Annotated in this window: 16 protein-coding genes; 2 read left to right on the top strand and 14 right to left on the bottom strand. The window is 47.7% G+C overall.

Going from position 1 to position 22784, the window contains the following annotated elements:
- Window positions 1-162 precede the first annotated feature (162 nt).
- The 3 genes from V6C11_RS02600 to yunB all read right to left on the bottom strand — a co-directional run bounded on the left by V6C11_RS02600 (window position 163) and on the right by yunB (window position 2603).
- On the bottom strand, window positions 163-894 hold the full coding sequence (locus V6C11_RS02600; RefSeq protein ID WP_333529520.1) for a YkgJ family cysteine cluster protein: 732 nt from the start codon (window positions 892-894) through the stop codon (window positions 163-165).
- A 154-nt stretch (window positions 895-1048) separates the two neighbouring features.
- A complete protein-coding gene (locus V6C11_RS02595; RefSeq protein WP_333529519.1) occupies window positions 1049-1921 on the bottom strand; it encodes a DMT family transporter in 873 nt (290 codons plus the stop codon).
- Window positions 1922-1949: 28 nt separating this feature from the next.
- Window positions 1950-2603 carry a sporulation protein YunB gene (gene yunB, locus V6C11_RS02590; RefSeq protein WP_333529518.1) on the bottom strand — a complete coding sequence of 218 codons (654 nt, stop codon included), beginning with the start codon at window positions 2601-2603 and terminating at the stop codon, window positions 1950-1952.
- A 295-nt stretch (window positions 2604-2898) separates the two neighbouring features.
- Between yunB and V6C11_RS02585 the strand changes: the two genes are divergently transcribed.
- Window positions 2899-5418, top strand: a complete 2520-nt coding sequence (locus tag V6C11_RS02585; protein WP_333529517.1) for a transglycosylase domain-containing protein — start codon at window positions 2899-2901, stop codon at window positions 5416-5418.
- A gap of 153 nt (window positions 5419-5571) precedes the next feature.
- Complete coding sequence (locus V6C11_RS02580; protein WP_333529516.1) at window positions 5572-6042, top strand: superoxide dismutase family protein; 471 nt, start codon at window positions 5572-5574, stop codon at window positions 6040-6042.
- A 324-nt stretch (window positions 6043-6366) separates the two neighbouring features.
- Here V6C11_RS02580 and V6C11_RS02575 read toward each other — a convergent pair whose 3' ends face one another.
- The 11 genes from V6C11_RS02575 to V6C11_RS02525 all read right to left on the bottom strand — a co-directional run bounded on the left by V6C11_RS02575 (window position 6367) and on the right by V6C11_RS02525 (window position 22780).
- Complete coding sequence (locus V6C11_RS02575) at window positions 6367-6801, bottom strand: VOC family protein (RefSeq protein ID WP_333529515.1); 435 nt, start codon at window positions 6799-6801, stop codon at window positions 6367-6369.
- Complete coding sequence (locus V6C11_RS02570) at window positions 6802-7143, bottom strand: TfoX/Sxy family protein (protein WP_333529514.1); 342 nt, start codon at window positions 7141-7143, stop codon at window positions 6802-6804.
- A 198-nt stretch (window positions 7144-7341) separates the two neighbouring features.
- Entirely contained in the window at window positions 7342-8658 is a 1317-nt protein-coding gene (locus V6C11_RS02565) for a stalk domain-containing protein (protein WP_333529513.1), read from the bottom strand.
- A 269-nt stretch (window positions 8659-8927) separates the two neighbouring features.
- On the bottom strand, window positions 8928-10658 hold the full coding sequence (locus tag V6C11_RS02560) for a SulP family inorganic anion transporter (RefSeq protein ID WP_333529512.1): 1731 nt from the start codon (window positions 10656-10658) through the stop codon (window positions 8928-8930).
- Between the two features lie 275 nt (window positions 10659-10933).
- Window positions 10934-12601 carry a thiol reductant ABC exporter subunit CydC gene (gene cydC, locus V6C11_RS02555; protein ID WP_333529511.1) on the bottom strand — a complete coding sequence of 556 codons (1668 nt, stop codon included), beginning with the start codon at window positions 12599-12601 and terminating at the stop codon, window positions 10934-10936.
- Window positions 12598-14328 carry a thiol reductant ABC exporter subunit CydD gene (gene cydD / locus V6C11_RS02550; protein WP_333529510.1) on the bottom strand — a complete coding sequence of 577 codons (1731 nt, stop codon included), beginning with the start codon at window positions 14326-14328 and terminating at the stop codon, window positions 12598-12600. The genes cydC and cydD overlap by 4 nt, the downstream gene beginning before the upstream one ends.
- A 193-nt stretch (window positions 14329-14521) precedes the next feature.
- Window positions 14522-15700 (bottom strand): LL-diaminopimelate aminotransferase, encoded by a 1179-nt coding sequence (locus V6C11_RS02545; protein ID WP_333529509.1) that lies wholly within the window; start codon window positions 15698-15700, stop codon window positions 14522-14524.
- 49 nt (window positions 15701-15749) lie between these two features.
- On the bottom strand, window positions 15750-19706 hold the full coding sequence (carB, locus tag V6C11_RS02540; protein ID WP_333529508.1) for a carbamoyl-phosphate synthase large subunit: 3957 nt from the start codon (window positions 19704-19706) through the stop codon (window positions 15750-15752).
- Complete coding sequence (locus V6C11_RS02535; RefSeq protein WP_333529507.1) at window positions 19693-20781, bottom strand: carbamoyl phosphate synthase small subunit; 1089 nt, start codon at window positions 20779-20781, stop codon at window positions 19693-19695. Before V6C11_RS02535 ends, carB begins: the two co-directional genes overlap by 14 nt.
- Before the next feature lie 76 nt (window positions 20782-20857).
- On the bottom strand, window positions 20858-21427 hold the full coding sequence (locus V6C11_RS02530; RefSeq protein WP_333529506.1) for an ANTAR domain-containing response regulator: 570 nt from the start codon (window positions 21425-21427) through the stop codon (window positions 20858-20860).
- A 33-nt stretch (window positions 21428-21460) separates the two neighbouring features.
- Window positions 21461-22780, bottom strand: a complete 1320-nt coding sequence (locus V6C11_RS02525) for a glutamine synthetase family protein (protein WP_333529505.1) — start codon at window positions 22778-22780, stop codon at window positions 21461-21463.
- Window positions 22781-22784 lie beyond the last annotated feature (4 nt).

Raw genomic sequence — 22784 nt, 5'->3', positions numbered from 1 at the left:
CCTTGATTCAGCAATAAGCGTTCCAGATATTATCACTGTTCCATTGTGGGGCAGATTAGCAAAGCGAATTATTCGTACATTCAAAAAGGGAATGCCGCTTACTATTGCGGCATTCCCTTTTCATTTCACTATCAGAATTATAAGCTTTCAGGGATGATCGTACTAAGAAAAATGAACCCTTTCTTGTTTTTCAAGAATTGACTTTATCACTTCCAATTTTTTATGCTCGTTAATCAATTCCGGTAACCGCCTAAAGGCTAACTTCATTAATGAAAGGTCATCGGTTAAAGAGTCTGCCTGAGAACTTCCAATTAATTCAGGATTATCCCGCAGTATTCTCCGAAACTGATCTAAATTGTAACAGCCCATAAAAATTATGGCCATAATCGCTTGATCGAAAGCCTTGTCTCCGGTTAATCTTATTTTAAGGGGAATTTGTTCAAATAATTTTTCTGGTTCAACATAGTCAAACAGCCCCTGATTTTCCATCCATTCCTGTACCGTCCACTGTTTGCTTTCATTTAATCCGTGACAGCGGGATTTTTCAAAGGCTATACCATAGAGGTCCTTACCCCTTACTTCCACTGGTGCCATCCGACAGGACCAAGGGCGGGCTTTATAGACCTGGCAACCATAATCGGTAATGAAGGGGCAAACCAGGTTGTCCTCCCTCATTTTAAGAATAACCACCGGAAAACCTGACCCAGGGGCACTCAAAACATGGGTATGTTTTTCTAGAAATTCCTCAGAATCCATTCCTAAACATTGCTTTAAACGTAATACGTCATAGGGTGTTAAAAAGATATTGATATCTTTACAGCATTGTTTAAAACAAGCCAGTCCCTCATGACAGGAAAAATTAAACGTGTCTGTGGACCTTAGATTTTTGCTCATACCCTGACTCCTTCTCATTGCTTGTTACTTTTATAACAATCATATCATAGTTAGTTGGCCAATCGCCACCCTGAAAATAACATCCGTTTCATTATAAAGTCCAAGGCCCATGGCTCATGGCTCATGGCCACTAAGCAAAAAATTAACAACTCATTCATCCGGTTGTCACTACTTCTTGCTTTGGCTCCCTGGTACCAAAAACAGCAGACCCGAGAATTAACAATCCACCAACAGCCTGCCATAATCCCATTGGTTCATTTAATAAAAGTGTGCTGAAAAGCACCGCAGAGATAGGGTCTAGGTAACTAAGTAAGGCAGCATTTTGTGCCTTCATATCCTTTAGGCCCGAAAAATAAAGCAAATAAGCCAAACCAGTATGTACTACACCTAAAATCAGAACATATTTGATGTCCCCCTGGGCCATCTGAAAATTATTCCTTGCAGCAACCACAGGCAGTAATACCAGGGCTGCAGTTGCCAATTGCACAAAGGTCATTTGAAAGCCATCAATATCCTTCATGCGTTTGTTTAACAATACAATCCCGGCATAAAATACGGCGGCAATTAGCCCGTAGGTAATTCCCAAGCTATGATTATACATTGTATTCGCATGGTTTGCTTGCTGGCTTAAAATAAGAAACAAACCCGCCATACCACCGAATACGGATAGGATCTTAGTAACTGACAGTTTCTCCTTCAGTACGATGGGTGATATTAAAACAATCAAAACCGGTGCTAAATAATAAGTTAAGGTTGCATTGGAGATTGTGGTATAACGGTAGGCTTGGAACAACATGATCCAATTAAAACCAATGGCAATGCCAGATAAGGCTAATATTGGCAGGTTCTTACGGATGCTTTGCAGGTTTTTATTTTTAATAATAATAAATACTAACGATAGCACCAGCGTAGCAATCACTGCTCGATAAAAGGCTGCTTCTAACGAAGGTAAATGAATATGCCTTACAAAAACCCCCAAGCTTCCCCAGATAATCATTGCTGAAGTAATTTTTAGTACAGCTGTCATTTTGTTCACTCCCGAGATAGCTATGAGCCTATCTTCCCAAAATCCCCCCCTGTGTCGTTATCAGGGCAGGTGGTACATCTCCGACGATGATATTTTGGGCTAAAGGCACCTTGGTACTAACCTTAAATACCTCTTTATATAATGGTATCGCAATTTGGAATTCCGAGCTGAGATCCAACCATATTAAATGCCTGGTTTGATTAATGCCAGCCCCTTCAAACTTATCGATAACGTCTACCCGCACAATACCCAGAGGAATCATTTTTACATTAAAATCCGGGCCAAGGGCAGCCAACAAATGAATTCCCAATAGTTGGCCCAGGGGAATATGAATGCTTTCACTATCCATTTTTTTCAGGGAATCTTGTATCATTAGGGTTATTTCATTGGAAACTCTGTTAATCCTAATTGTATCCGCCTGTACGAGAACAATCTTTCCCTGTTCATCCTTGTGAATTTGAATTAAATCCTGATAACTTAGTTGTTGACTGGCTAAATTATCCATGACGGCTTGATTCATTATTTCCGTTGCCATATGGATCGCTTTTACTCTGGCAATGGTAAAAAGGGTTGGTTGAAGTAGACGGTCCACATAGAAAATTATAGCTGGAAGACATAGAATAACAAGCAAGATAAATATTTTACCGGGTACTTGTCTTTTTCTCTTAAACAATGCTTTCACCCCCACATTAATCTATATGTGGAGGTGAAATAAAAGGTGTTAGCCTGTATATTTTTTAATAAAAAATATTGTAAGACTCGTTTAACAATTTAGGCTTTTACTCATCTTATGAACTCACCTGTCTAAAAATTGTTTCCCCTACGTAAAACATATTATAATTTAAACAAATCCTATTAATTATACCAAAGCTAACATTAGGTGGCAAGAAATCAAAATAATCTACAATATCTTTCCCTATGTATGTTATAATTCTGTTATCATAGCCCTTTATTTTTCTCAAAGGAGGTCATTTTTTTTGGCTAAGCGAAAAAGCCGGAGACTTAGACCCGGACGCTTAATTTTACTAATAACACTCTTATGCCTTATTATTGGCGGCATTGCATCACTAAGCTATTTTGCCTATGCAATGTCAGACATGCCTGCCTTTAACCCCCAAGCCCTTGAAAATATGGTACCCACCTCTATCTACGATAAAGATGGGAATCTGGCAACTAGGATAGGTACAGAGAACCGAGAACCGATAAAACTTGATGAAGTACCTACATCCGTAAAGGATGCTGTTTTGGCCATAGAAGACGATCGTTTCTATGATCATCATGGTATAAACTTTCGAAGTTTTGGTCGGGCTTTGTTTAGAAACGTAGCTGCCGGTGGAATTCGCGAAGGGTTTAGTACGATTACCATGCAGTTAGTTAAACTATCTTACTTATCCCCAGAGCAAAGCTTTAAGAGAAAAATGCAGGAAGTTGTACTAACTCTGCAAATGGAAAGACATTTTACCAAAGATGAAATATTTGAAATGTACCTCAATAAAATATATTTTGGTCAAGGAGCCTATGGTATTCAATCCGCCGCCCAAACATACCTTGGTAAGGATCTAAAAACGGATGATATTACGTTGGAAGAGGCTGCCTTCTTAGCAGGCCTGCCCCAGGCACCTTCCTCCTATTCACGTTATCTTGACTCAGGAAAATCAGTGGACAACCTGGATGACGGTAAATCTTCCAAACAAGATGTAAAACAACTTGAGGAAAAGCACCAAAAGGATTATGACTTAACCTTAAACCGCCGTAATATGGTTCTGCAAAGAATGAAAGATACAGGTAAAATTTCAGAGGACCAACGTCAAACGGCGGAATCTAAGTCACTGCCTGATAGCACTAAAATGCAAGCAGCGAAATATCCTTATCCTTACTTTATCGACTACGTGACGGAAAAATTGATTCAAAATTACGGGCCAGACATGGTTTACAAAGGCGGTTTAAAAGTATATACCACCCTCGATCCTAAAATACAAAAACTAGCAGAAATGGCCATGGCCAATGCCAATAACTTTCCTAATTACCCAGCGGATAAAAACGGTCTGCCACAACCCCAGGGTGCTGCGGTATTTATGGAACCAGGCACAGGTTATTTAAGGGCCATTGTGGGTGGACGGGAGCATACCTATCAAAGATCCCTCAACAGGGCCACCCAATATCAAGTTTTAGACAATGGCAGTAAAATTGGTCGTCAACCTGGGTCTTCCATTAAGCCTATTGTGGCCTATGGGCCGGCCATTGAATATAAAGGTATGGGTCCTGCTTCCATTGTTGATGATATCCCAACCTCCTTTGGCAGCTACAGTCCAAAAAACTCAGGCGGTGGCTTCCGAGGCCTAATTACCCTGCGACAAGCTCTAACCAGTTCAGTAAATATTGCAGCAGTTAAACTCTTAAATACCGTTGGCATTCAGCAATCTGTCAAGTTTGCCCAGGGGCTAGGCATAACGACCCTGGATGCTAACCGGGACGGTCTTGCTATGGCCTTGGGTGGGGTTAGCAATGGGGTTGTGCCACTGGATATGGCAGGTGCCTACGGTGCCTTTGCCAACCAGGGTATTTACGTCAAACCCCATGCGATTATCAAAGTTGAGCGTTTTGATGGAACCATTTTGGATGAATTCAAACCAGAACGTAGTCAAGCCATGAAGCCCACCACTGCCTATCTGGTTACAGACATGATGGTTTCTGCTGTTCGATCCGGTACAGGCAGCCGGGCCAATCTTGGTGCCAGACCGGTGGCAGGTAAAACCGGTACCACCGATGAGGGAAAAGATATTTGGTTTGTTGGTTATACTCCTGAGTTAGTTGGAGCTGTGTGGGTGGGTCATGATTTGCCGCAAAAAATGCCCCAGGCCTTTGGTGGTATTTATCCAGCCATGATTTGGCGTGAGGTTATGAATAAGGCCCTGGCCGATGTGCCGGTACGCTCTTTTACAAAACCTTCTGGTATCGTAACGACAACTGTGGACAGTAAATCCGGACTTTTACCTGGGCCCCATACTCCCTCTGACCATTTGGTTTCGGATATGTTTGCCCAGGGAACAGTACCCACCGAAGTGGATAATTTGCATCAGGTCATGGATGTCTGCGCAACCACTGGTTTGTTGCCAAATGACTACTGTATTGATCGTATTACAAAGGTTGTTGTTAAAACACCCTACTCTGTTCCCGCAGGAGTGGCGGACTTTGCCCTAAGGGCACCAACAACCACTTGTACGCTGCATACAGAAAATGGTATAGACCCTGCCGCTGCAGAAAAATATAAATTAATTCTTCCTGAAACCCCTGACGAAGAGAATAACCAAGAAAATCAGGGCAATCAAGGAAATGGGGGTAATCAGGGTGAATCGAATGGCAGAGAACCTGCCCAAAATAATGGTGAAAACTGGTTGCCAGGAACCACTGGTGCTATAGAAAAAAATATTAAAAATACCTATGAAAAAGCAGCCAGAGTAAAGGATCATAATTGGCAAGATTTTGCCTGGAACTAATAAAAAACCCCACTGGTATTCGTCCGCCAAGGATACCAGTGGGGTTTTTTTATATCGAAAAACAGCGAATTTTCCAAAATGCATAAGGTCAAACATCTAAGTCATTGCATAGACTAATTAGCAAATAATACATGTGTGAAAGGCTGTGCAACGATGAATAATGTTATGAATGCCTGCGCCTATATTTATGGCGGACCACTGGCACCTGAAATAAGGGGAATGGTGTATTTTCAAGCTGTTCCAGGTGGCACTTGGGTTACCGCAGAGGTTTGGTGCCTCCCCCCTTATCAACCGGCTCAAAACGGTAATGACCCCATTGGTCCCCATGGTTTTCACATTCACCAATGTGGCTCCTGTCAAGTCGGCAATCCCAGCGACCCCTTTCAGGCTGCAGGTGGGCATTGGAATCCCACAAATCAGCCTCACGGTAACCATGCTGGGGATTTTCCCGTATTATTTTCCAATAATGGCTATGCCAAGATGTGTTTCTTCACCAATAAATTTTCAGTTTCCCAGGTTGTCGGAAAGTCGGTAATTATTCATCAAAACCCAGACGATTATCGCACTCAACCAGCAGGCAATGCCGGGAAACGCTTGGCCTGTGGTGTAGTCATTCAGGTATAAAAAAGTCTCGCTTACCCCGAAAATAGATTGGTCTTGCCTGTGCGTGTCGGCCTACGCTTGTTTTTTCGCAAATCCTGTACCTTTTCCCAACCAAGCCCTCTTAAAATAGAGAACAACGGCTTTGATTTCCTCAAAACCGCTGTTCAATGGTAATATATTTTTATGGCACAGTTACCCTCCGCCGAATAACGGCTTTTTCTTTTTCCGCTTATGCGGCGGTAAAGTTTGCCATATTTTCTATTTTAACCTCGATCCAACTTTTCCGAAAAATTATTTACGATTTCAAAGTAATGCTTTTTACTGCCATTACTTTGTTAATCTCAATTATAGAATCAACATATCATTTTCATCAAATCTAAACTCTGGACCATATGCGACTTCCCAATAATAACCATCCGGATCAGAAAAATATGCGTGATACCCACCCCAAAAAACTTCCTGCGGCTCCTTAGCAATTTTCGCTCCAGCTTTTCTTGCTAAATCAATGATTCGCTGTACTTCATCCTTGCTTTTTACATTGTGAGCAAGTGTAATGCCTGAAAATCCAGTGCGAATTGCAGGTGGGTTGTTATCATCAATATCTTTAGCTAATAAATCAAGTGGATAAAGTTCTAATTTTAATCCGCCAGATGTATCAAAAAAGATTACGGGAGGATCATAGCGAGTTTCTTTTGTCTGAAAACCCAATCCATCTTTATAAAAGCGAATGGATCTCTCCATGTTCTGTACACCTAAACATACAACCGTTATTCTGTTCATTTAATTGTCCTCCTTATTTTTGTCTATCCTCTTTTTCGGTCTTGGTTCGGGTAATGCCTTACAGGTTGCGGTTGCCAACCTGCAAAGAAGTTCTTTATCCTCAAGCTCTGTAATTAGAAAGCTCGGTTTTGCTCCTTCATAGGGGGAAGCCATTTCTGGATTTCGTAATACTTCTCGACCCTTATCAGTAATTTTGACAAAAAGCTGATTATCACAGACAGAAGCAAAAAACTTTCCGTTGCAGTAAAGCCCATATTCCCCAAACATTTTTTTATAGGTAATTGTCCCGGCACCACTAAGCTGCTCCGCAACATATTTTGTAAACTCCTCGCTTGAAGCCATTTTTATCCCTCCCTCTATCTACTTATTCGGACAGAAAAAGTAAAAAACAAGTGTATCGCTCCTTGTGAACGATACGCTTGTTTCAGACATTTTACTTGGCAGTGCCATTAACAGTTTAAGCTTTTATACTGTCTTATGACGGACTGCCTTTCTGCGGGACTCTTTTATGCTATCATAAATATTGGCTTTTCGAATACTTTATTTTTTTAAGGCTGCTTCCCAATAATCATGGATAATACTTTGGCCATAGGTCGTACCTGGTACAGCCCAACGGGCGTTAAGACCTTGCCAGGTAGGAGCAATGCCCTTGGTTACTAAACTATACCTGGGGTCTACCAAGACCTTACCCTCGGGCAGCGGTTTCTTGGTGGCATAGACATATAAGTGTTGGATATGCGCCTCTACCCCGGCCTCTGGGGAGACAAAGATCGCCCCATGAACACCTGCTTCAAAGCGGATAAATGCTGGGTCTGCACCATTGAAGGATTCCTGTCCGGTACAGGGACTGCCAGTGGCCCCTAGGCCACAGTAGTTGTTTTGCCAGGGTTGAACGTCTCCGGTAAACTGCCAGTAATGGGTTTCCTTAGCTGCCTGACAAAAGGCTAAATCCCCACGGACACCATACTCCTCACCGATCTTGATATAAAGCTCGGCCAAATCAGGGATGGGTACAAACTCACGATTAAGCTGCGCCATTTTAGCTTGCATTCTCGGAGTTTCTTCAGCAATCCAAGACTTCAGTTGCTTTGCAGTGGCGATGGAGGGGCCTAAAATGGATAGTTCTGCGGTGTTTATCTTTGTACCATCTGGGAGCTTAATGGTTGAACCATATTTTTTTATCTGATCCAGATAGGTTTTAAGCTGTTTTAGTTGTTCTGGACTCAGTACGGCAGTATCCGTATTTAGTAAATCTCTAGAATTAATCACATTACCATTCATCATTTTTAAATTTGTTTGGTAGCTAGCTAATTCCTTAAGCATTTCAATATCTGACTGGGAAGGTTCCGGATAACTGTTATCTGGTTTTTCTGCGGGTGGTTTTTCCACTGGTGGTTTTTCTACGGGTGGCTTAACCACGGAAGCCGGTTTTTTTATTTCTACTGTTTTACTTTTTTGTTGCCATTGAACTTCACATCCCAAGGCTTCCCCAATAACCCGAAAGGGTACCATGGTGCGATTTTTGTCGGTGAGAAAGGGTAAGCCTTCTGCCTCCGATACCTTTAAAACTTTACCATCCACAATAATTTCAATGGCTTTTGCTTTATCCGCAGACCGCTCGGGAACAACCGTAGAAGTTGCTTTGTCCGTGAGTATGACCACCTGTCTAGATCCTGGCAGCCACTGAACCGTGGTGCCAAGGTTCTCACTAATCACCCTTAAAGGCACAAAGGTTCTGCCATTTATTAAAGCGGCAGGTTGGTCACCAGCGGGAATCACAACCGGGGTGTTGTCAATTACAATATTTGCTTCATTTGATGCCTTGGCATCCGAGGGCAAGCTAAAAAAAGCAAGCAAACCAGCGCAGCAAAGGGCTGCAAAAGTCCTTTGGAGATTGGTTAAACGGCGAATCTTAAATCATCCTTTCATGTAAAATTATGTCTCATAGAGTAATTGGCTAATTAAGTGAAATAACCTTCTTATATCACCGAACTAATTGCTATTAATATCCTGAAAAATATTCCTGGCCCATGCGCCGTGGCCCTTGGGCTTTTTCAGCCGTCAGCTATGTTTCCTGAATGCTAAAAAAGAGCAGTTATTACATTCCGTAATAACTGCTTGTTTTATTAGCTGACCCTTTTATTGGATAGTTTAGAGCATTCGTAGAAGGCGTTGTGGGTACAGCCCATGCATTTATAGTAATTTATTTTGGTTAAAGCGTACGATATGGCGAGACCTGTGCCTCCAAAGAAATGGCTTTGACCAATCTTATCAAACAAACCGGAATTTCTTAAAACCTTTTCCGGCTGTGCTTTTAAGCCAGATATCAGGATGGTCCCTTTTTGTTTCTGAAAATGATCCACGATATGCTCTAAAGCCACTTGCGCCGTTGCATCCATTACGAAAACATTGCCCATTCTGAGGATTAATACCTTCGGTTTAGCGGCTAAACAATTGGTAAGGGTTTTTTCAAAGGTTTCCACTGCCCCAAAGAAAAGCGCGCCATTGATGGTAAAAATACCGATTTGCGGGCAATCATGGATCGGGGTAACCACATCGGAGGTTACCTTTTCATTGGCGCTATGATCCGGTAAAACCTTTTGCACGGACATGGTATCACTCATGCGGTTGATAAATAACGCCACTGCCAGCAACAGACCAAATCCCACGGCGATGGTTAAATTCAAAAATACGGTTAACAAAAAGGTGGCAAAAAGAACTGCCGCATCACTTTTGGTGGTTCTTAATAAATGTTTAATTTCATGCAAACCACTCATATTCCAGGCCACCAGCATTAAGATGGGAGCCATGCTGGCTAAGGGTATTTTAGAAACCATGGGTGCTAACGCAAGAATTAAAAAGAGCACTGTCAAAGAATGAACCACAGCGGATACAGGGCTTGTGCCCCCACTTCTAATATTGGTGGCGGTACGGGCAATGGCACCGGTGGCAGCAATACCACCAAATAGAGGTGTAATTACATTGGCAATGCCCTGGCCAATTAACTCTTTATTGCTATCGTGCTTACTGCCAATCATTTCATCTGCCACCATGCAAGACAGCAGTGACTCGATACTGCCTAACATGGCGATGGTAAAGGCTGGCCCCATCATATTGATTACTGCATCCAGTTTAAGTCGGGGCATCTGAAATTCAGGTAAAGCCGCTGGAATTGCTCCAAATTTTGAGCCAATGGTATCAACTGCACCATTAAAAAAAAGCGATGCCACCAGGGTAGATGCCAGCAAGCCCACCAATGGACCGGGGATACTGGGAAAATACCTTTGTGTAATAAGCAAAAAAGAAAGACAGACCATTGCTACAACAATACTAGGCAGTTGAGTGGTGTGTATATACCTAGCTAGTTCGGAAATATTTTGCAGAAAATACTCATGCTTGACAACCCCCTGTAACCCAAGGAAGGTATCAATTTGTCCAGTAAAAATAATCACTGCGATGCCCGCAGTAAAACCAACTGTTACTGGCCTCGGAATAAATTTAATCAAGGTTCCCATCCGAGTAATACCCATGAAGATAAGCATAATACCTGATAACAAACCAGCCAACAGTAAATTCTCAAAGCCGTACAACATCACGATCGAAAGCAATACCGGTACAAAGGCCCCTGTGGGACCGGCAATTTGCACCCGTGAGCCACCAAAAATACCCACCAGTGCTCCGGCAATGATCGATGTATAAATACCATACTCCGGCTTTACCCCTGAGGCAATGGCAAAGGCCAAGGCTAGGGGAATAGCCACAACACCAACAATAATGCCTGAAATAATATCCTTACGTAATGCCTCTAAACTATAACCTTCCATGCGGCCAAAAAACTGTATTTTTGCTAACGACAATTGCTGCTCTCCCGACTGCATCTTCAAAACCTTCCTTTTTTTATTATTGAATAGATTTGAAAATGCCTTTAAGGTCCTTCGATCATGGTTATCATAGTTAACACCTCATCTGTAATTATGAAGAAGCATGATCCTATCATAACTCTAAGTCAGCAGAGCTTCAATCTAAGTGGTAATACCACATACCGCATTTGAGGTGTTTAGGTCTTGAATGCAACATTATCCCTGCTTATTTCTTTAAAATAGTTGATATTTCAAGAATTGTTTGCTAAATATTAAAATATATTACCCCTTTCCACCACTTTGCCTTCTACAAGGACAATCACCTCATCCATTTGCTCTAACCCCATTAAATTGTGAGTAATGACCAGTGTCGTTTTTTCCTGCATTAGTTGGTAGAGGTCCTGCATGATCTCCTGCTCGGCCAGCGGGTCTATGCCGGTAGCCACCTCATCCAGTATCAGAATTGGCGCATTCTTTAAAATAGCTCTGGCAATGGCCAGACGCTGTCTCTGTCCCCCTGATAGTTTAAAACCACCTTCTCCGATATAGGTTTCATAACCTTCGGGCAAAGATAGGATAAAATCGTGAATTTTGGCCTTCCGGGCAGCACGAACCAGCTCTTCCCGGCTGGCATCCGGCCGCGCCAATAATAAATTTTCCCTGATCGTGGTGTTAAACAAATGGGTACGTTGGGTCACAACTGCCAGCTGCTCCAGCAGTTTTTCTTGCTGGTAGTCCCTAATTTCTCTGCCGCCAAGCTTTAAGCTGCCCGCCTGGTAATCGAAAAAGCCCAGCAGCAGATTGACCAAGGTGCTCTTACCCGAGCCACTGGGTCCAATAATCGCCACTTTCTTCCCCTGGGGAACTGTAAAACTAACATTTCGCAATACCCAGGGACTATCTGCAGCATATCGAAAACTGAGCTGGGAAACCTGTATGTCATACCCCTGGGGTGAAGTATTTTCTTGCCGGTTATGCCAGTTAGGACCTGCGGGGCCAGTGATAGCAAGCAATCTTTGGGCAGCGGCCAAACTTTCTTGGAAGAATGGCAAAATTAGCGGTAAGGGAGTCACTGCTTCAAAACTGCTCAGGGCCACCAGGGCCAGCATGGCGATATCAATCCCCGCCAGTTCTCCCTGTTCCGTCTTTAGGATGGCCAGTACCAAAATGCTCCACATGGCCAGATTCATGCACAGGCCCGTTAAGGAATTGGCTAACCCATTGATTTTAGCTATACTTCCTTGCAGTTTTAACAACTTGGCCGTTTCCTTGGCCACTTTCTTAAGTTGCCGGCTCCGTTGACCAAAGGCCTCAATATCAGCCATCCCCTGGATGCTGTCCACTAGCAGTGCGTTTAGGTTTGACTTGGACTGCACAATTTCCTTCCCCCAAGGGCGGCTCCACCAGCCAATTAATAAAGGTGCCACCAGCCCAGCCATGAGAAAAAATAACAGTAGGAGGAAAGACATTCTTACATCAAACCAGGCTAAAAAATAACAGCTGACCATAAGAGTCAAGAGAGCCACCAAGGGCGGTGAAAGAACACGCAGATAGAAGTTTTTGAGGGTTTCCACATCGGTGACAATTCTGCTTAACAAATCCCCGCTATGGTAGTCCATTAGACGGCTGGGTGCCAGGGGTTCTACCTTTCTATAAAACCATACCCGCATACTGCTAAGGATACGGAAGGTCACGTCGTGGGAAAAATACCTTTCCATGTAGCGAAAAACGGCTCTGGCAATGCCAAAAAACCGCACCCCAACAATGGCCACCATTAAATCCAGTACCGGGGGATGCAGGGCTGCTCTGGTGATTAAGTACGCTGAAGTAGTAAGCAGTCCGATATTGCTGGCTACCGTAAAAAAACCCAATAGAACAGCCAGCAGCATAGGCCGCCAATGGGGCAGCACCAGCAAAAACAATTGCCGCAGGGGACTCATTCCTGACACCCCCCATAGGCCCTTACCAAGTCGTAATAGAGCTTTTTCTGCTCCAGTAGTTTTTGATGCTGGCCTTCTTCCACAATCCTGCCCTCATTTAAAACCAAAATATGGTTAGCGTCATAAATCGTCGCTAACCGATGGGCAATGATGAACACCGTTCTTCCTTCCATCAGACGCTTCATCGCTCCCTGCACAGCCAATTCGGTGGACAGGTCTAACCCGGCAGTGGCTTCATCCAAGACCAAGACAGGTGCATTTTTCAAAAAGGCTCTGGCTATGGCCAAGCGTTGTGCCTGTCCCCCGCTAAGCTTTAGACCCTGTTCACCAACGGGTGTGTCATAGCCCTGGGGTAACTTTTCAATGAATTCCTGGGCACCGGCCCTGTGGGCAGCAGCCCTTACTTCTGCTTCGGTTGCTCCGGGCCTGCCGAACAAGATATTTTCTGCTACGGTACCATAAAAAAGATAGGGTGTTTGGGGTACCAGGGCAACGAGCTGACGCCATTCCTGGCCAGCTAAACTCTCCAAGGGCAGACCATTAACCCGAATCAAGCCCTTGGTGGGTTGAATATAACCCATTAATAGATTAGCTAGGGTGGATTTCCCTGCTCCGCTGGGTCCCACCAGGGCAACCTTCTGGCCAGGGCCTAAATCGAAGGATACCCCCTTTACTATTTCTGCGGTTTGATCATAGGAGAAGTGAACCTTCTCAAAGGAAAGATGAATCCTTTGCTGATTGAGACTAGCCCCTTGAACCTTTGCCGTGCTTGTCTGAACAGGCTGATCAAGTATTTCAAAGATACGATTGGCGGCCTGCACACCGTTCATGCCCGCATGAAATTTTGCTCCTAATAACCGTAAGGGCCAATAGAATTCCGGGGCCAGTAATAATAGAAAAAAGGCCTTTTCAAAGGTAATCCGGTCATAGATCAGATTTAATCCCAGCCCAACTGCCACCAAGGCGGTACTGATGGTGGCCAGTAACTCCAACACCAAAGCAGAAAGGAAGGCCACCCTCAGTACTCCCATGGTGGTCTGGCGAAACTCCGCACTGATCCTGCCAATAACTCGGATTTGATCTTTGCTCCGGCCAAAAAGTTTCAATGTGGTCAAGCCCTGCAAAACATCCAAAAAGTGTGCACTCATACGGCTTAAAACATGCCATTGGCGTTTCGTTAAATGATCGGCCCATTGGCCAATCAAGATCATAAACAAAGGTATTAAGGGGGCAGTCAGAAGAAGGATTAAACCGGAAGTTCGATCAATGGGCAGTACAAATAGCAGCACCGTCAGGGGCACTGCCACGGCCAGCACCAGTTGAGGTATATAGCCGGCAAAGTAGTCTTCCAGTGCTTCAATCCCTTCCACCAGTAGATTCGTTAATTCGCCGGTTCTTTCTCCCCTGACCTGGACCGGACCAAGCTGAAAAAGCTGTTCCAGCAGCCGCTGGCGCAGCTCAGCTTTGATCCTGGCAGCCACCCGGTGGGCATTGATTTCGCTATACCAAGCCAGCAAGGCTCTGATAAAAATTAAGCCCAACAAAATGATTAGTAAGGTTTGTACTTGGGCCAGCTGATATTGATTAATAAATACCTGACTAACGATACTGGCCAGCACCTTCGCTTGCCAAACCACGATTAAACCAGTAACCATCCCTAACCCGATGGTCAGTACTAGATAAAAGCGGGTTTTGCTGGCCTCTTTTAAAAGTCTTTTGTCAATCATGGGCCTTCTACACCTCTTAACCAGTCATCAGCCATGTGCCGTGGGCTATAAGCTAAAACCTTTTATAGGCGGGCGGGCAATGCTCCCTCCGCTGTCATGTTACCTTGGAACAGCGTGTTTTGCAAGACCGAAAGGCCCTGTTTTGCTTATTTTTCAGGCTCCCCAACGCGCCTGTTTGGTCAAGAGGGGACTCCTATGATAGGCCGCGCAGCTTTGTCATCGCTTTTTGAACATTCTCTCTATCGCCAAAGGCGGTGAGCCGAAAAAAGCCTTCGCCGTTGGCGCCAAATCCGACTCCCGGTGTGCCCACAATACCCGCATTGGTCAGAAGGTGGTCAAAGAAATCCCACGATGACAAGCCGCTCGGACATTTTAGCCAGATATAGGGCGAGTTTTCTCCTCCGACAAACCAAATATCCAGTTTGCGGAGTGTGTCGGCAATCAGCTGGGCGTTGTGCAAATAATAGGCGATGTTTTCTTTGATTTGCGCAAATCCTTCACTGGAAAAAACCGCCTCCGCACCCCGCTGCACGATATAGGGCACGCCGTTGAATTTGGTGGTCTGCCGCCGCAACCATAGCTTGTTCAAGGGCGTGTTATGGCGAACCAAGTCGTGAGGCACCACGGTATAGCCGCACCGCACCCCGGTAAAGCCCGCTGTCTTGGAAAGAGAGCAAAATTCAATGGCGCACTTCTTTGCTCCTTCAATCTGATAGATGCTGGTGGGCAATTTTTCATCTTGCACAAAGATTTCGTAGGCACTGTCAAACAGAATGACCGCATTTTGCTCCAGGGCATAGGTCACCCAGTTTGCCAACTGCTCCTTGCTGTAAACCGCACCGGTGGGATTGTTCGGGGAGCAGAGATAGATAATATCTGCCTTTACTTGACGATCAGGCATAGGCAGGAAGTTGTTTTCCGTGTTTCCGTTGACAAAAACAATCTGCCGCCCGGCCATCATGTTGGTATCCACATAGACCGGATACACTGGATCAGGGATCAGCACGGTGTTATCCGTGTCGAAAATGTCCAAGATATTGCCAAGGTCGCTCTTGGCACCATCGCTGATAAAGACCTCGCTGTCGGCAAGAGCCACGCCTTTTCCTGCGTAATATCCGCAAAGGGCCTGCCGCAAAAAGGCGCAGCCCTGTTCCTCGCCGTAGCCGCGAAAAGTGGCGGCATCCCCCATCTCCAGCACAGCGGTGCCCATGGCCGCCACCACCGCCGGCACCAGGGGGCGTGTCACGTCGCCGATACCCAAGCGGATGACTTCCTTTTCGGGGTGCTGTGCCTTATATTCATTCACCTTTTTAGCCACCAGCGAAAACAGATAACTATCCTTTAAATTTAGGTAATTTTGATTGATGTTCATGCTCATCCTCCTTATATCAGCGGTATTTGGCAATTAGGGCCGCCTTCGCTCATATTTCTACCGTCCCATCAAACACTTTTTTGCATTCGCCGGTCATAAACACCGCATCATCTGTGTATCGCACAGTAAGCTCTCCGCCGAGCAGTCGTACGATGATGTCGGTGTCTTTGTCGCAATGCCCGTTCAGCACCGCCGCCACGGTCGATGCACAGGCGCCGGTGCCGCAGGCCAGGGTTTCGCCGCTGCCACGCTCCCATACCCGCATTTTGAGGTGATTTCGATCAATCACCTCCACAAATTCGGTATTCACCCGGTCGGGAAAAAGGGGGGCCGTCTCAAACAGCGGGCCGATTTCGGAAAGCCGCAGGCCATCCACAGCCTCGCAAAACACAACACAATGCGGATTGCCCATGGAGATACAGGTGATTGCGTATTTCCTGCCGCCGATTGCCGCTTCCGTCGCCACGATGCGGTCGCCGGGAAGCTTCACGGGGATTTTTGCGGGGTTCAGTTCCGCCTTGCCCATATCCACCCGCACCGAGGATACCAAGCCGTTTTTGGTGTAAAGGGTCAGGTGTTTGATGCCGGAGAGGGTTTCAATGGTCATCTCCGGCTTGCGGACCTGGGCATTATCGTACAGGTACTTAGCCATGCAGCGGATCGCATTGCCGCACATTTTACCTTCGCTGCCATCCAGATTGAACATGCGCATCTTCGCGTCGGCCACGTCGGAAGGCAGCATCAGCACGATGCCGTCACCGCCCACGCCGAAGTGTCGGTCGGAAAGCAGCACCGACAGCGATTCCGGCGAATTAATAGCCACGCCGCCGGTGGCGGCCTGGTCAAAACAGTTGATATAAATATAGTCGTTGCCGCAGCCCTGCATTTTGGTGAATTTCAGTTCCATACGCTCACTCCTCAGCCGGTTAATGTCGATCAATTCGGTATTGATTTCGCTGTACCCGGAAAGCAAGCTGTCGGCCAGCGCGCCCGCCGTATCTACGGAGGTTAGGCACGGAATGCCCAGGGCACACGCCTTGCGGCGGATTTTCACATCGTCGTCGGCCGGGTTTCTGCCCTTTGCGGAGGTGGAAATGACATAGCTGACCTTGCCGCTCTCCAACAGCGCCGCCGTGTTGTTCGGAACACCCTCGTGGATTTTCCCGACCCTTTGGACCGCCAAGCCATGGCCGCTCAGATACCTTGCCGTGCCTTCGGTGGCGTAGAGCGTAAAGCCGCCTGCACACAGTTTTTCAGCAAGCACGGCGATTTCCGGCTTGTCACTATCCCGCACGGTAATCAGCACACCGCCGCGCTTTTCCAGCCGGTAGCCCGCCGCCAACAGTCCTTTGTACAGCGCTTCCTTCAAGTTTTTGCCCAGCCCCAGCACCTCGCCTGTGGATTTCATCTCCGGCCCCAGCTGGGTATCCACATCGGTGAGCTTTTCAAAGGAGAACACCGGCACCTTCACCGCGACATAGGGCGGAATTTTCGCAATCCCGGCCGAATATCCCAGGGCGGCCAAGGTTTCTCCCAAGCTGACGCGGGTAGCCAGCTCACACATGGGCACGCCGGTCACCTTGCTGATATAAGGCACCGTCCGCGAAGCCCTAGGGTTTACCTCAATGACATAGATTTCGTCCTGATACAGCACATACTGGATGTTGACCAGCCCCTTTACCCGCAGCGCCAGGCAGAGCCTTTGGGTCACCTGGAAAATCCGTCCGGCCAGTTCATCCTCAATATGCAAAGCTGGGTAAACGGCAATGCTGTCCCCGGAATGGATGCCGGTGCGCTCGATATGCTCCATGATGCCGGGGATGAGGACATCCACACCGTCGCAGATGGCATCCACCTCAATCTCCCTGCCCGACAGGTATTTGTCAATCAGCACGGGGTTTTCCTGCTGTTGCCGCAGGATGATCTTCATGTATTCCCGAATGTCGGCGGGCTCAAAGGCGATGATCATGTTCTGCCCGCCCAGCACATAAGACGGGCGCAACAGCACGGGGAAGCCCAGCCTCTCCGCAGCCTCCAGGGCCGCCGCTTCGCTGGTCACGCCAAACCCCCGGGGACGGGGTATCGCAAGTTCCTCCAGCAGTGCGTCAAACCGCCCCCGATCTTCGCAAAGGTCGATGCTGTCGGCAGAGGTGCCGATGATGGGGACACCGCACTGGTGCAGCCTTTGGGTCAGCTTGATGGCCGTACCGCCGCCGAATGCCACCACCACACCCACCGGCCTTTCGATTTGGATGATGTTCATCACATCCTCAATGCACAGAGGCTCAAAATAAAGCCGGTCGCCGGTGTCAAAGTCGGTGGACACCGTCTCGGGGTTGTTGTTGATGACAACAACCTCATAGCCCAGCTTTTTCAGCGTCCACACACAATGGACACAGGCATAGTCAAATTCGATGCCTTGTCCAATGCGGATGGGACCGCTGCCCAGTACCACGACCCGGGGCCTTGCCGACCGATTGATAAAGGGCAGTGCCTCGTTCTCCGCAGCCTTTTGAACGGAATAGAAATAGGGCGTTTTAGCGGCAAATTCGCCGCCGCAGGTATCCACCATTTTATAGCTGAGTGGTTTGGACGGAGCGTCAATTTCCGCAATGTTTTTCAGTCCGTGCAAGAACCAGCGGTCTACTTTGGTAATCAAATGCACCTCGTCTATGCCTATCCCCCGCCGGAGAGCCTCATACAGCACAAACAGCCGCTGATCGGTGACCCGATGCAGGAGTTCCCCGATCTCCTTGTCGGTCTTTCCCGCCAGTCGAGGCAGTTCCAAGTTGTTCAGTCCAATCTCCGCACCGCGCACCGCTTTGAGCAGTGCTTCCTCAAAGGTATCGGCCATGGCCATTACCTCGCCGGTGGCCTTCATCTGGGTACCCAAGTCCTTTTTGGCGTAGACAAATTTATCAAAGGGCCATTTGGGGAGCTTAACCGCCACATAGTCCAAGGTCGGCTCGAAGGCGGCGAAGGTGTTGCCGGTAACGGCATTGATGATCTCGTCCAGCCGATAGCCGATGGCGATTTTGGTTGCCACCTTGGCGATGGGGTAGCCTGTCGCCTTGCTGGCCAGTGCCGAGGAACGGGATACCCGGGGATTGACCTCAATGACGGCATACTCAAAGCTGTGCGGGTGCAGCGCAAACTGGCAGTTGCAGCCTCCCTCCACGCCGAGCGCCTGAATGATGTCCAGCGCCGCCGTGCGCAGCATTTGATACTCTCTGTCGGCCAGCGTAACGGCGGGCGCAATGACGATGCTGTCACCGGTATGTACCCCCACCGGATCAAAGTTCTCCATGGAGCAGACGGTAATGGCATTGCCCGCCTTATCCCGCATGACCTCAAACTCGATTTCCTTCCAGCCGGCAATGGATTTTTCCACCAGTATCTGACGGATGGGAGACAGAGCCAACCCGCCCCCGGCAATTTCCGCCAGCTCCGCCCTTGTCTGGGCAATTCCGCCGCCGCTCCCCCCTAAAGTAAAGGCGGGGCGCACAATGACAGGATAGCCGATTTCATCCGCAAAGGCAAGGGCCGTACCAAGCTCGGTGGCGATGACGGAGGGCACCACCGGTTGCCCGATTTTCTGCATCGTTTCCTTGAAAACCTGACGATCCTCGGCTTTGTCGATGGTTTCCGGCGAGCTGCCGAGCAGCCGCATATTCATTTTGTCGAGAAAACCGTCCCGGGCAAGCTGCATACAGAGGGTTAAGCCCGTCTGGCCGCCCAAGCCCGATAAAATGCTGTCGGGACGCTCCTTTTCGATGATGCGCTTGATGGTGGTCAGGGTCAGAGGCTCAATATAGATTTTGTCGGCAATGTTTTTATCGGTCATAATGGTGGCGGGGTTGGAATTGACCAGTACGATTTCAATACCGTCTTCCCGCAAAACACGGCAAGCCTGGGTACCTGCATAATCAAATTCTGCCGCCTGCCCAATAACAATCGGCCCTGAGCCGATTACCAAAACCTTGTTGATGCTTTTATCCAGCGGCATATTTTTTGCCCTCCAACTTTTCTATGAATAAATCAAACAGAAAGGCCGTGTCCTGCGGCCCCCCGCACCCCTCGGGATGGAACTGCACCGAGAATGCCGGAATCTGCTGATACCATAACCCCTCGCAGGTTCGGTCGTTGACATTGACAAACCACGGCTCGGCAACGCCTGTATCAACACTCTCTTGGCTGACAGCGTAGCCGTGGTTTTGGCTGCTGATGTAAATCCGCCCCGTTTTCAGATTCTTCACCGGCTGGTTGGCTCCGCGATGTCCGTATTTCAACTTATAGGTCTGAAAACCGCTGGCTAGGGCAAGCAGCTGATGACCGAGACAGATGCCAAAAATGGGAATACCCGTCTGCAGCAGCACCTTTAGGTTTTCAAGTATGGCGATGTTTTCGGCAGGGTCGCCGGGACCGTTGCTAAGCATGATCCCATCAGGGGCCAGCCGGATTACCTCCTCGGGTGGTGTATGATAGGGGAGAACCCACACAGCACAGTTGCGTTTTAGAAGCTCCCGCTTGATGTTCTCCTTGAATCCGAAATCAAACAAAGCAACCGTATATTTTGTTTGGTCCGCCTTGTAAAGTGCCGGCACTGTGCAGGAAACACTTTGCACAGCATTCTGGATTTTGTAGGCGCGTATTTCCTCCGGCGGAATCTCGCCGGGCGGAGCGGCGGTGATTTTGCCATTCATCACGCCCTGCTCCCGGATGATCCTGGTGAGCGCCCTGGTGTCGATGCCGTAAAGCCCGACAATCCCTTTCTCCTTTAAAAAAGTGCCAAGATTGCCCTCGCTGCGGAAATTGGAGGGAACTTGGCACGGCGTTTTTACGATATAGGCCTTTGGGCCGCCGGAGACGCTTTCAAAATCAGCGGGGATGACACCGTAATTCCCAATAAGGGGAAAGGTCTGGAGGACAATTTGGCCATGGTAGCTTGGATCGGTAAGGGTTTCCAAATAGCCGGTCATGCCGGTAGTAAAAACAATTTCACCCGTCACTTCGCCCTCTGCGCCGAAGCTCTCCCCGGCAAAGACCGTGCCGTTTTCTAAAATTAAGTAAAGTCCGCTCATCTTGTTTTCTCCTTCATTCCGCTGCTTCCCCGAGGCGCTAACCCCGAAAACGGCGCATTCCCCCTGCGGTTTTTCGCTAATTTTCGTATATTTTGAGTATTCCTTCCGCCACCGCTCTCTTGGTGGTACGCATATCCATCGCCTGCTTTTCAATATAGCGATGGGCTTCCTGCTCGCTCATGCTGAGATGCGAAATCAGAATACACTTGGCGCGATCGACAATGCGTATATCCTCAATTTTCTGCTTCAGCTTGCTGTTCTCAGACTGCATGGATTTCAATCTCAAACCCACTGATTTGGCCAGCCTAAGAGCCGCCCAAAACAATGTTCTGTTCATCGGCTTGGCAACGGTTAGAACCCCTGTCTGCTCGGTGAGCGCAGATACCTCTTCGAAGAATTCACTTTTCACCACGAGAATCACTTGGCTGACCCCTTTGGACGCAATATGCCCGGCAAGGCTCTCTCCCGATTCGTCGCGAAGCGGCGCATTAATCAACACCAAATCAAAATCCCGCTCCAAAAGAAGCCGCCTTGCTTCGCCGCAGGTTCCCAGAACCACAATCTGCCCAATGGAGGCGGCGCGTAACATTTCCGTGAAAAAGGTGATGCTTTTTTCAGAGGAAGAAACAATCAGAGCGTTATCCATTGAGCCACCGCCTTTCTTGATCGGATTGGACAGCTATATAACGCTGAAATATCGATCCCGGTAAAATACCTCTTTATTGGCTTCCCGAGCAAACGCAGCGGCCTCCGCCTTCTTAAAGGCAAGATATTCGCCGAGCAGCGTCTCGCCGACGACTTCCCGAACCAGGCTGCTGCTTTCTGCAAGGGCAATGGCTTTTTCAAGGCTGTCCGGGAGCAGGGCCATGTTTTTCGTAATGCTCTCAGCCGCTGTATACAGGTCGACATCAACAGCCGGCGGTAATACAAGGCTTGCCTCAATGCCCGCCAGGCCCGCTGCCATAATCAAAGCGAAGGCGAGATACGGGTTGACGGCAGGGTCGGGCGATCGCAGTTCCATGCGCATACGTTCTCCCGTAGCTGCGGGAATCCGTACAAGCTGCGAGCGGTTTTGATGCGACCACGAAACATATTTGGGTGCTTCAAAGCTGCCGAACCGCTCGTAGGAATTGCAGAGTGGGTTGAGAAACAAGGTGATTTCCGGCGTTTTTGCCAAAACACCCGCCATAAAACTCTCGGCAATGTTGGAGTGACCTTGGGCCGTATTTTTGAACAGGTTCAGCCCATTTTGTGCGATGGAGAGGTTGACATGCAGTCCGCTGCCGGCTGATTGCGGCAAAGGTTTGGGCATAAAGGAAGCAAACAGGCCGTTTCGTGCGGCGATTGCTTTTACCACCGATTTAAAGATCAGCAAATTATCCGCCGCGGTAAGGGCATCGCTGAATTTGAAGTCGATTTCATTTTGTCCCGGACCCTGCTCGTGATGGGATGCTTCGGGAATCATGCCCATTTCCTCAAGGCACAGGCAAATCTCGCGCCGGATGTTTTCACCTTTATCAAGGGGAGCGATGTCAAGGTAGCCGCCCTTATCCAGCGTGATCCCGGTGGGGTCACCGTTATCATCGGTCTTAAAGAGATAGAATTCGCACTCTGCACCAATCTTGCAGACATAACCTAACCGCTCGTACCGCTGGATCACTCTTTTCAGCAAATAGCGGCTGTCGTGGTTAAAGTCAGAGCCGTCCGGGTTTTTGATGTTGCAATAAAAGCGTACAACCCGGCCGGGGCCCGGTCTCCATGGCAGCACCGTAAGGGTGGCCGGGTCGGGGAACAGGAGCAGATCGGATTTTGTCACATCTCTAAAGCCCTTGATCGCATGTGCGTCAAAGGATATGCCATGCTCAAAGGCACCCGGTAATTGACCCGGCATAATCGCAATGTTTTTTTGTGTTCCAAAGGGATCGCAGAAGGACAGCCGAATAAATTTTACGTCGTTTTCTTTGACAAACTGCAATACCTCGCCCACGGTAGCATTCACGTTG

This window comes from Desulfotomaculum sp. 1211_IL3151 (genome assembly GCF_036763075.1).
Classification (GTDB): domain Bacteria; phylum Bacillota; class Desulfotomaculia; order Desulfotomaculales; family Desulfotomaculaceae; genus Desulfotomaculum.
The sequence above is the reverse complement of the archived record's forward strand: the minus strand, read 5'-3'. Positions and strand labels throughout refer to the sequence as shown.

Coding starts and splice junctions, on each gene's coding strand:
- V6C11_RS02600 (WP_333529520.1), bottom strand. CDS start 894: ATGAGCAAAAATCTAAGGTCCACAGACACGTTTAATTTTTCCTGTCAT.
- V6C11_RS02580 (WP_333529516.1), top strand. CDS start 5,572: ATGAATAATGTTATGAATGCCTGCGCCTATATTTATGGCGGACCACTG.
- V6C11_RS02545 (WP_333529509.1), bottom strand. CDS start 15,700: ATGAACATCAATCAAAATTACCTAAATTTAAAGGATAGTTATCTGTTT.
- V6C11_RS02575 (WP_333529515.1), bottom strand. CDS start 6,801: ATGAACAGAATAACGGTTGTATGTTTAGGTGTACAGAACATGGAGAGA.
- V6C11_RS02535 (WP_333529507.1), bottom strand. CDS start 20,781: ATGAGCGGACTTTACTTAATTTTAGAAAACGGCACGGTCTTTGCCGGG.
- carB (WP_333529508.1), bottom strand. CDS start 19,706: ATGCCGCTGGATAAAAGCATCAACAAGGTTTTGGTAATCGGCTCAGGG.
- V6C11_RS02595 (WP_333529519.1), bottom strand. CDS start 1,921: ATGACAGCTGTACTAAAAATTACTTCAGCAATGATTATCTGGGGAAGC.
- V6C11_RS02570 (WP_333529514.1), bottom strand. CDS start 7,143: ATGGCTTCAAGCGAGGAGTTTACAAAATATGTTGCGGAGCAGCTTAGT.
- V6C11_RS02530 (WP_333529506.1), bottom strand. CDS start 21,427: ATGGATAACGCTCTGATTGTTTCTTCCTCTGAAAAAAGCATCACCTTT.
- cydC (WP_333529511.1), bottom strand. CDS start 12,601: ATGAGTCCCCTGCGGCAATTGTTTTTGCTGGTGCTGCCCCATTGGCGG.
- cydD (WP_333529510.1), bottom strand. CDS start 14,328: ATGATTGACAAAAGACTTTTAAAAGAGGCCAGCAAAACCCGCTTTTAT.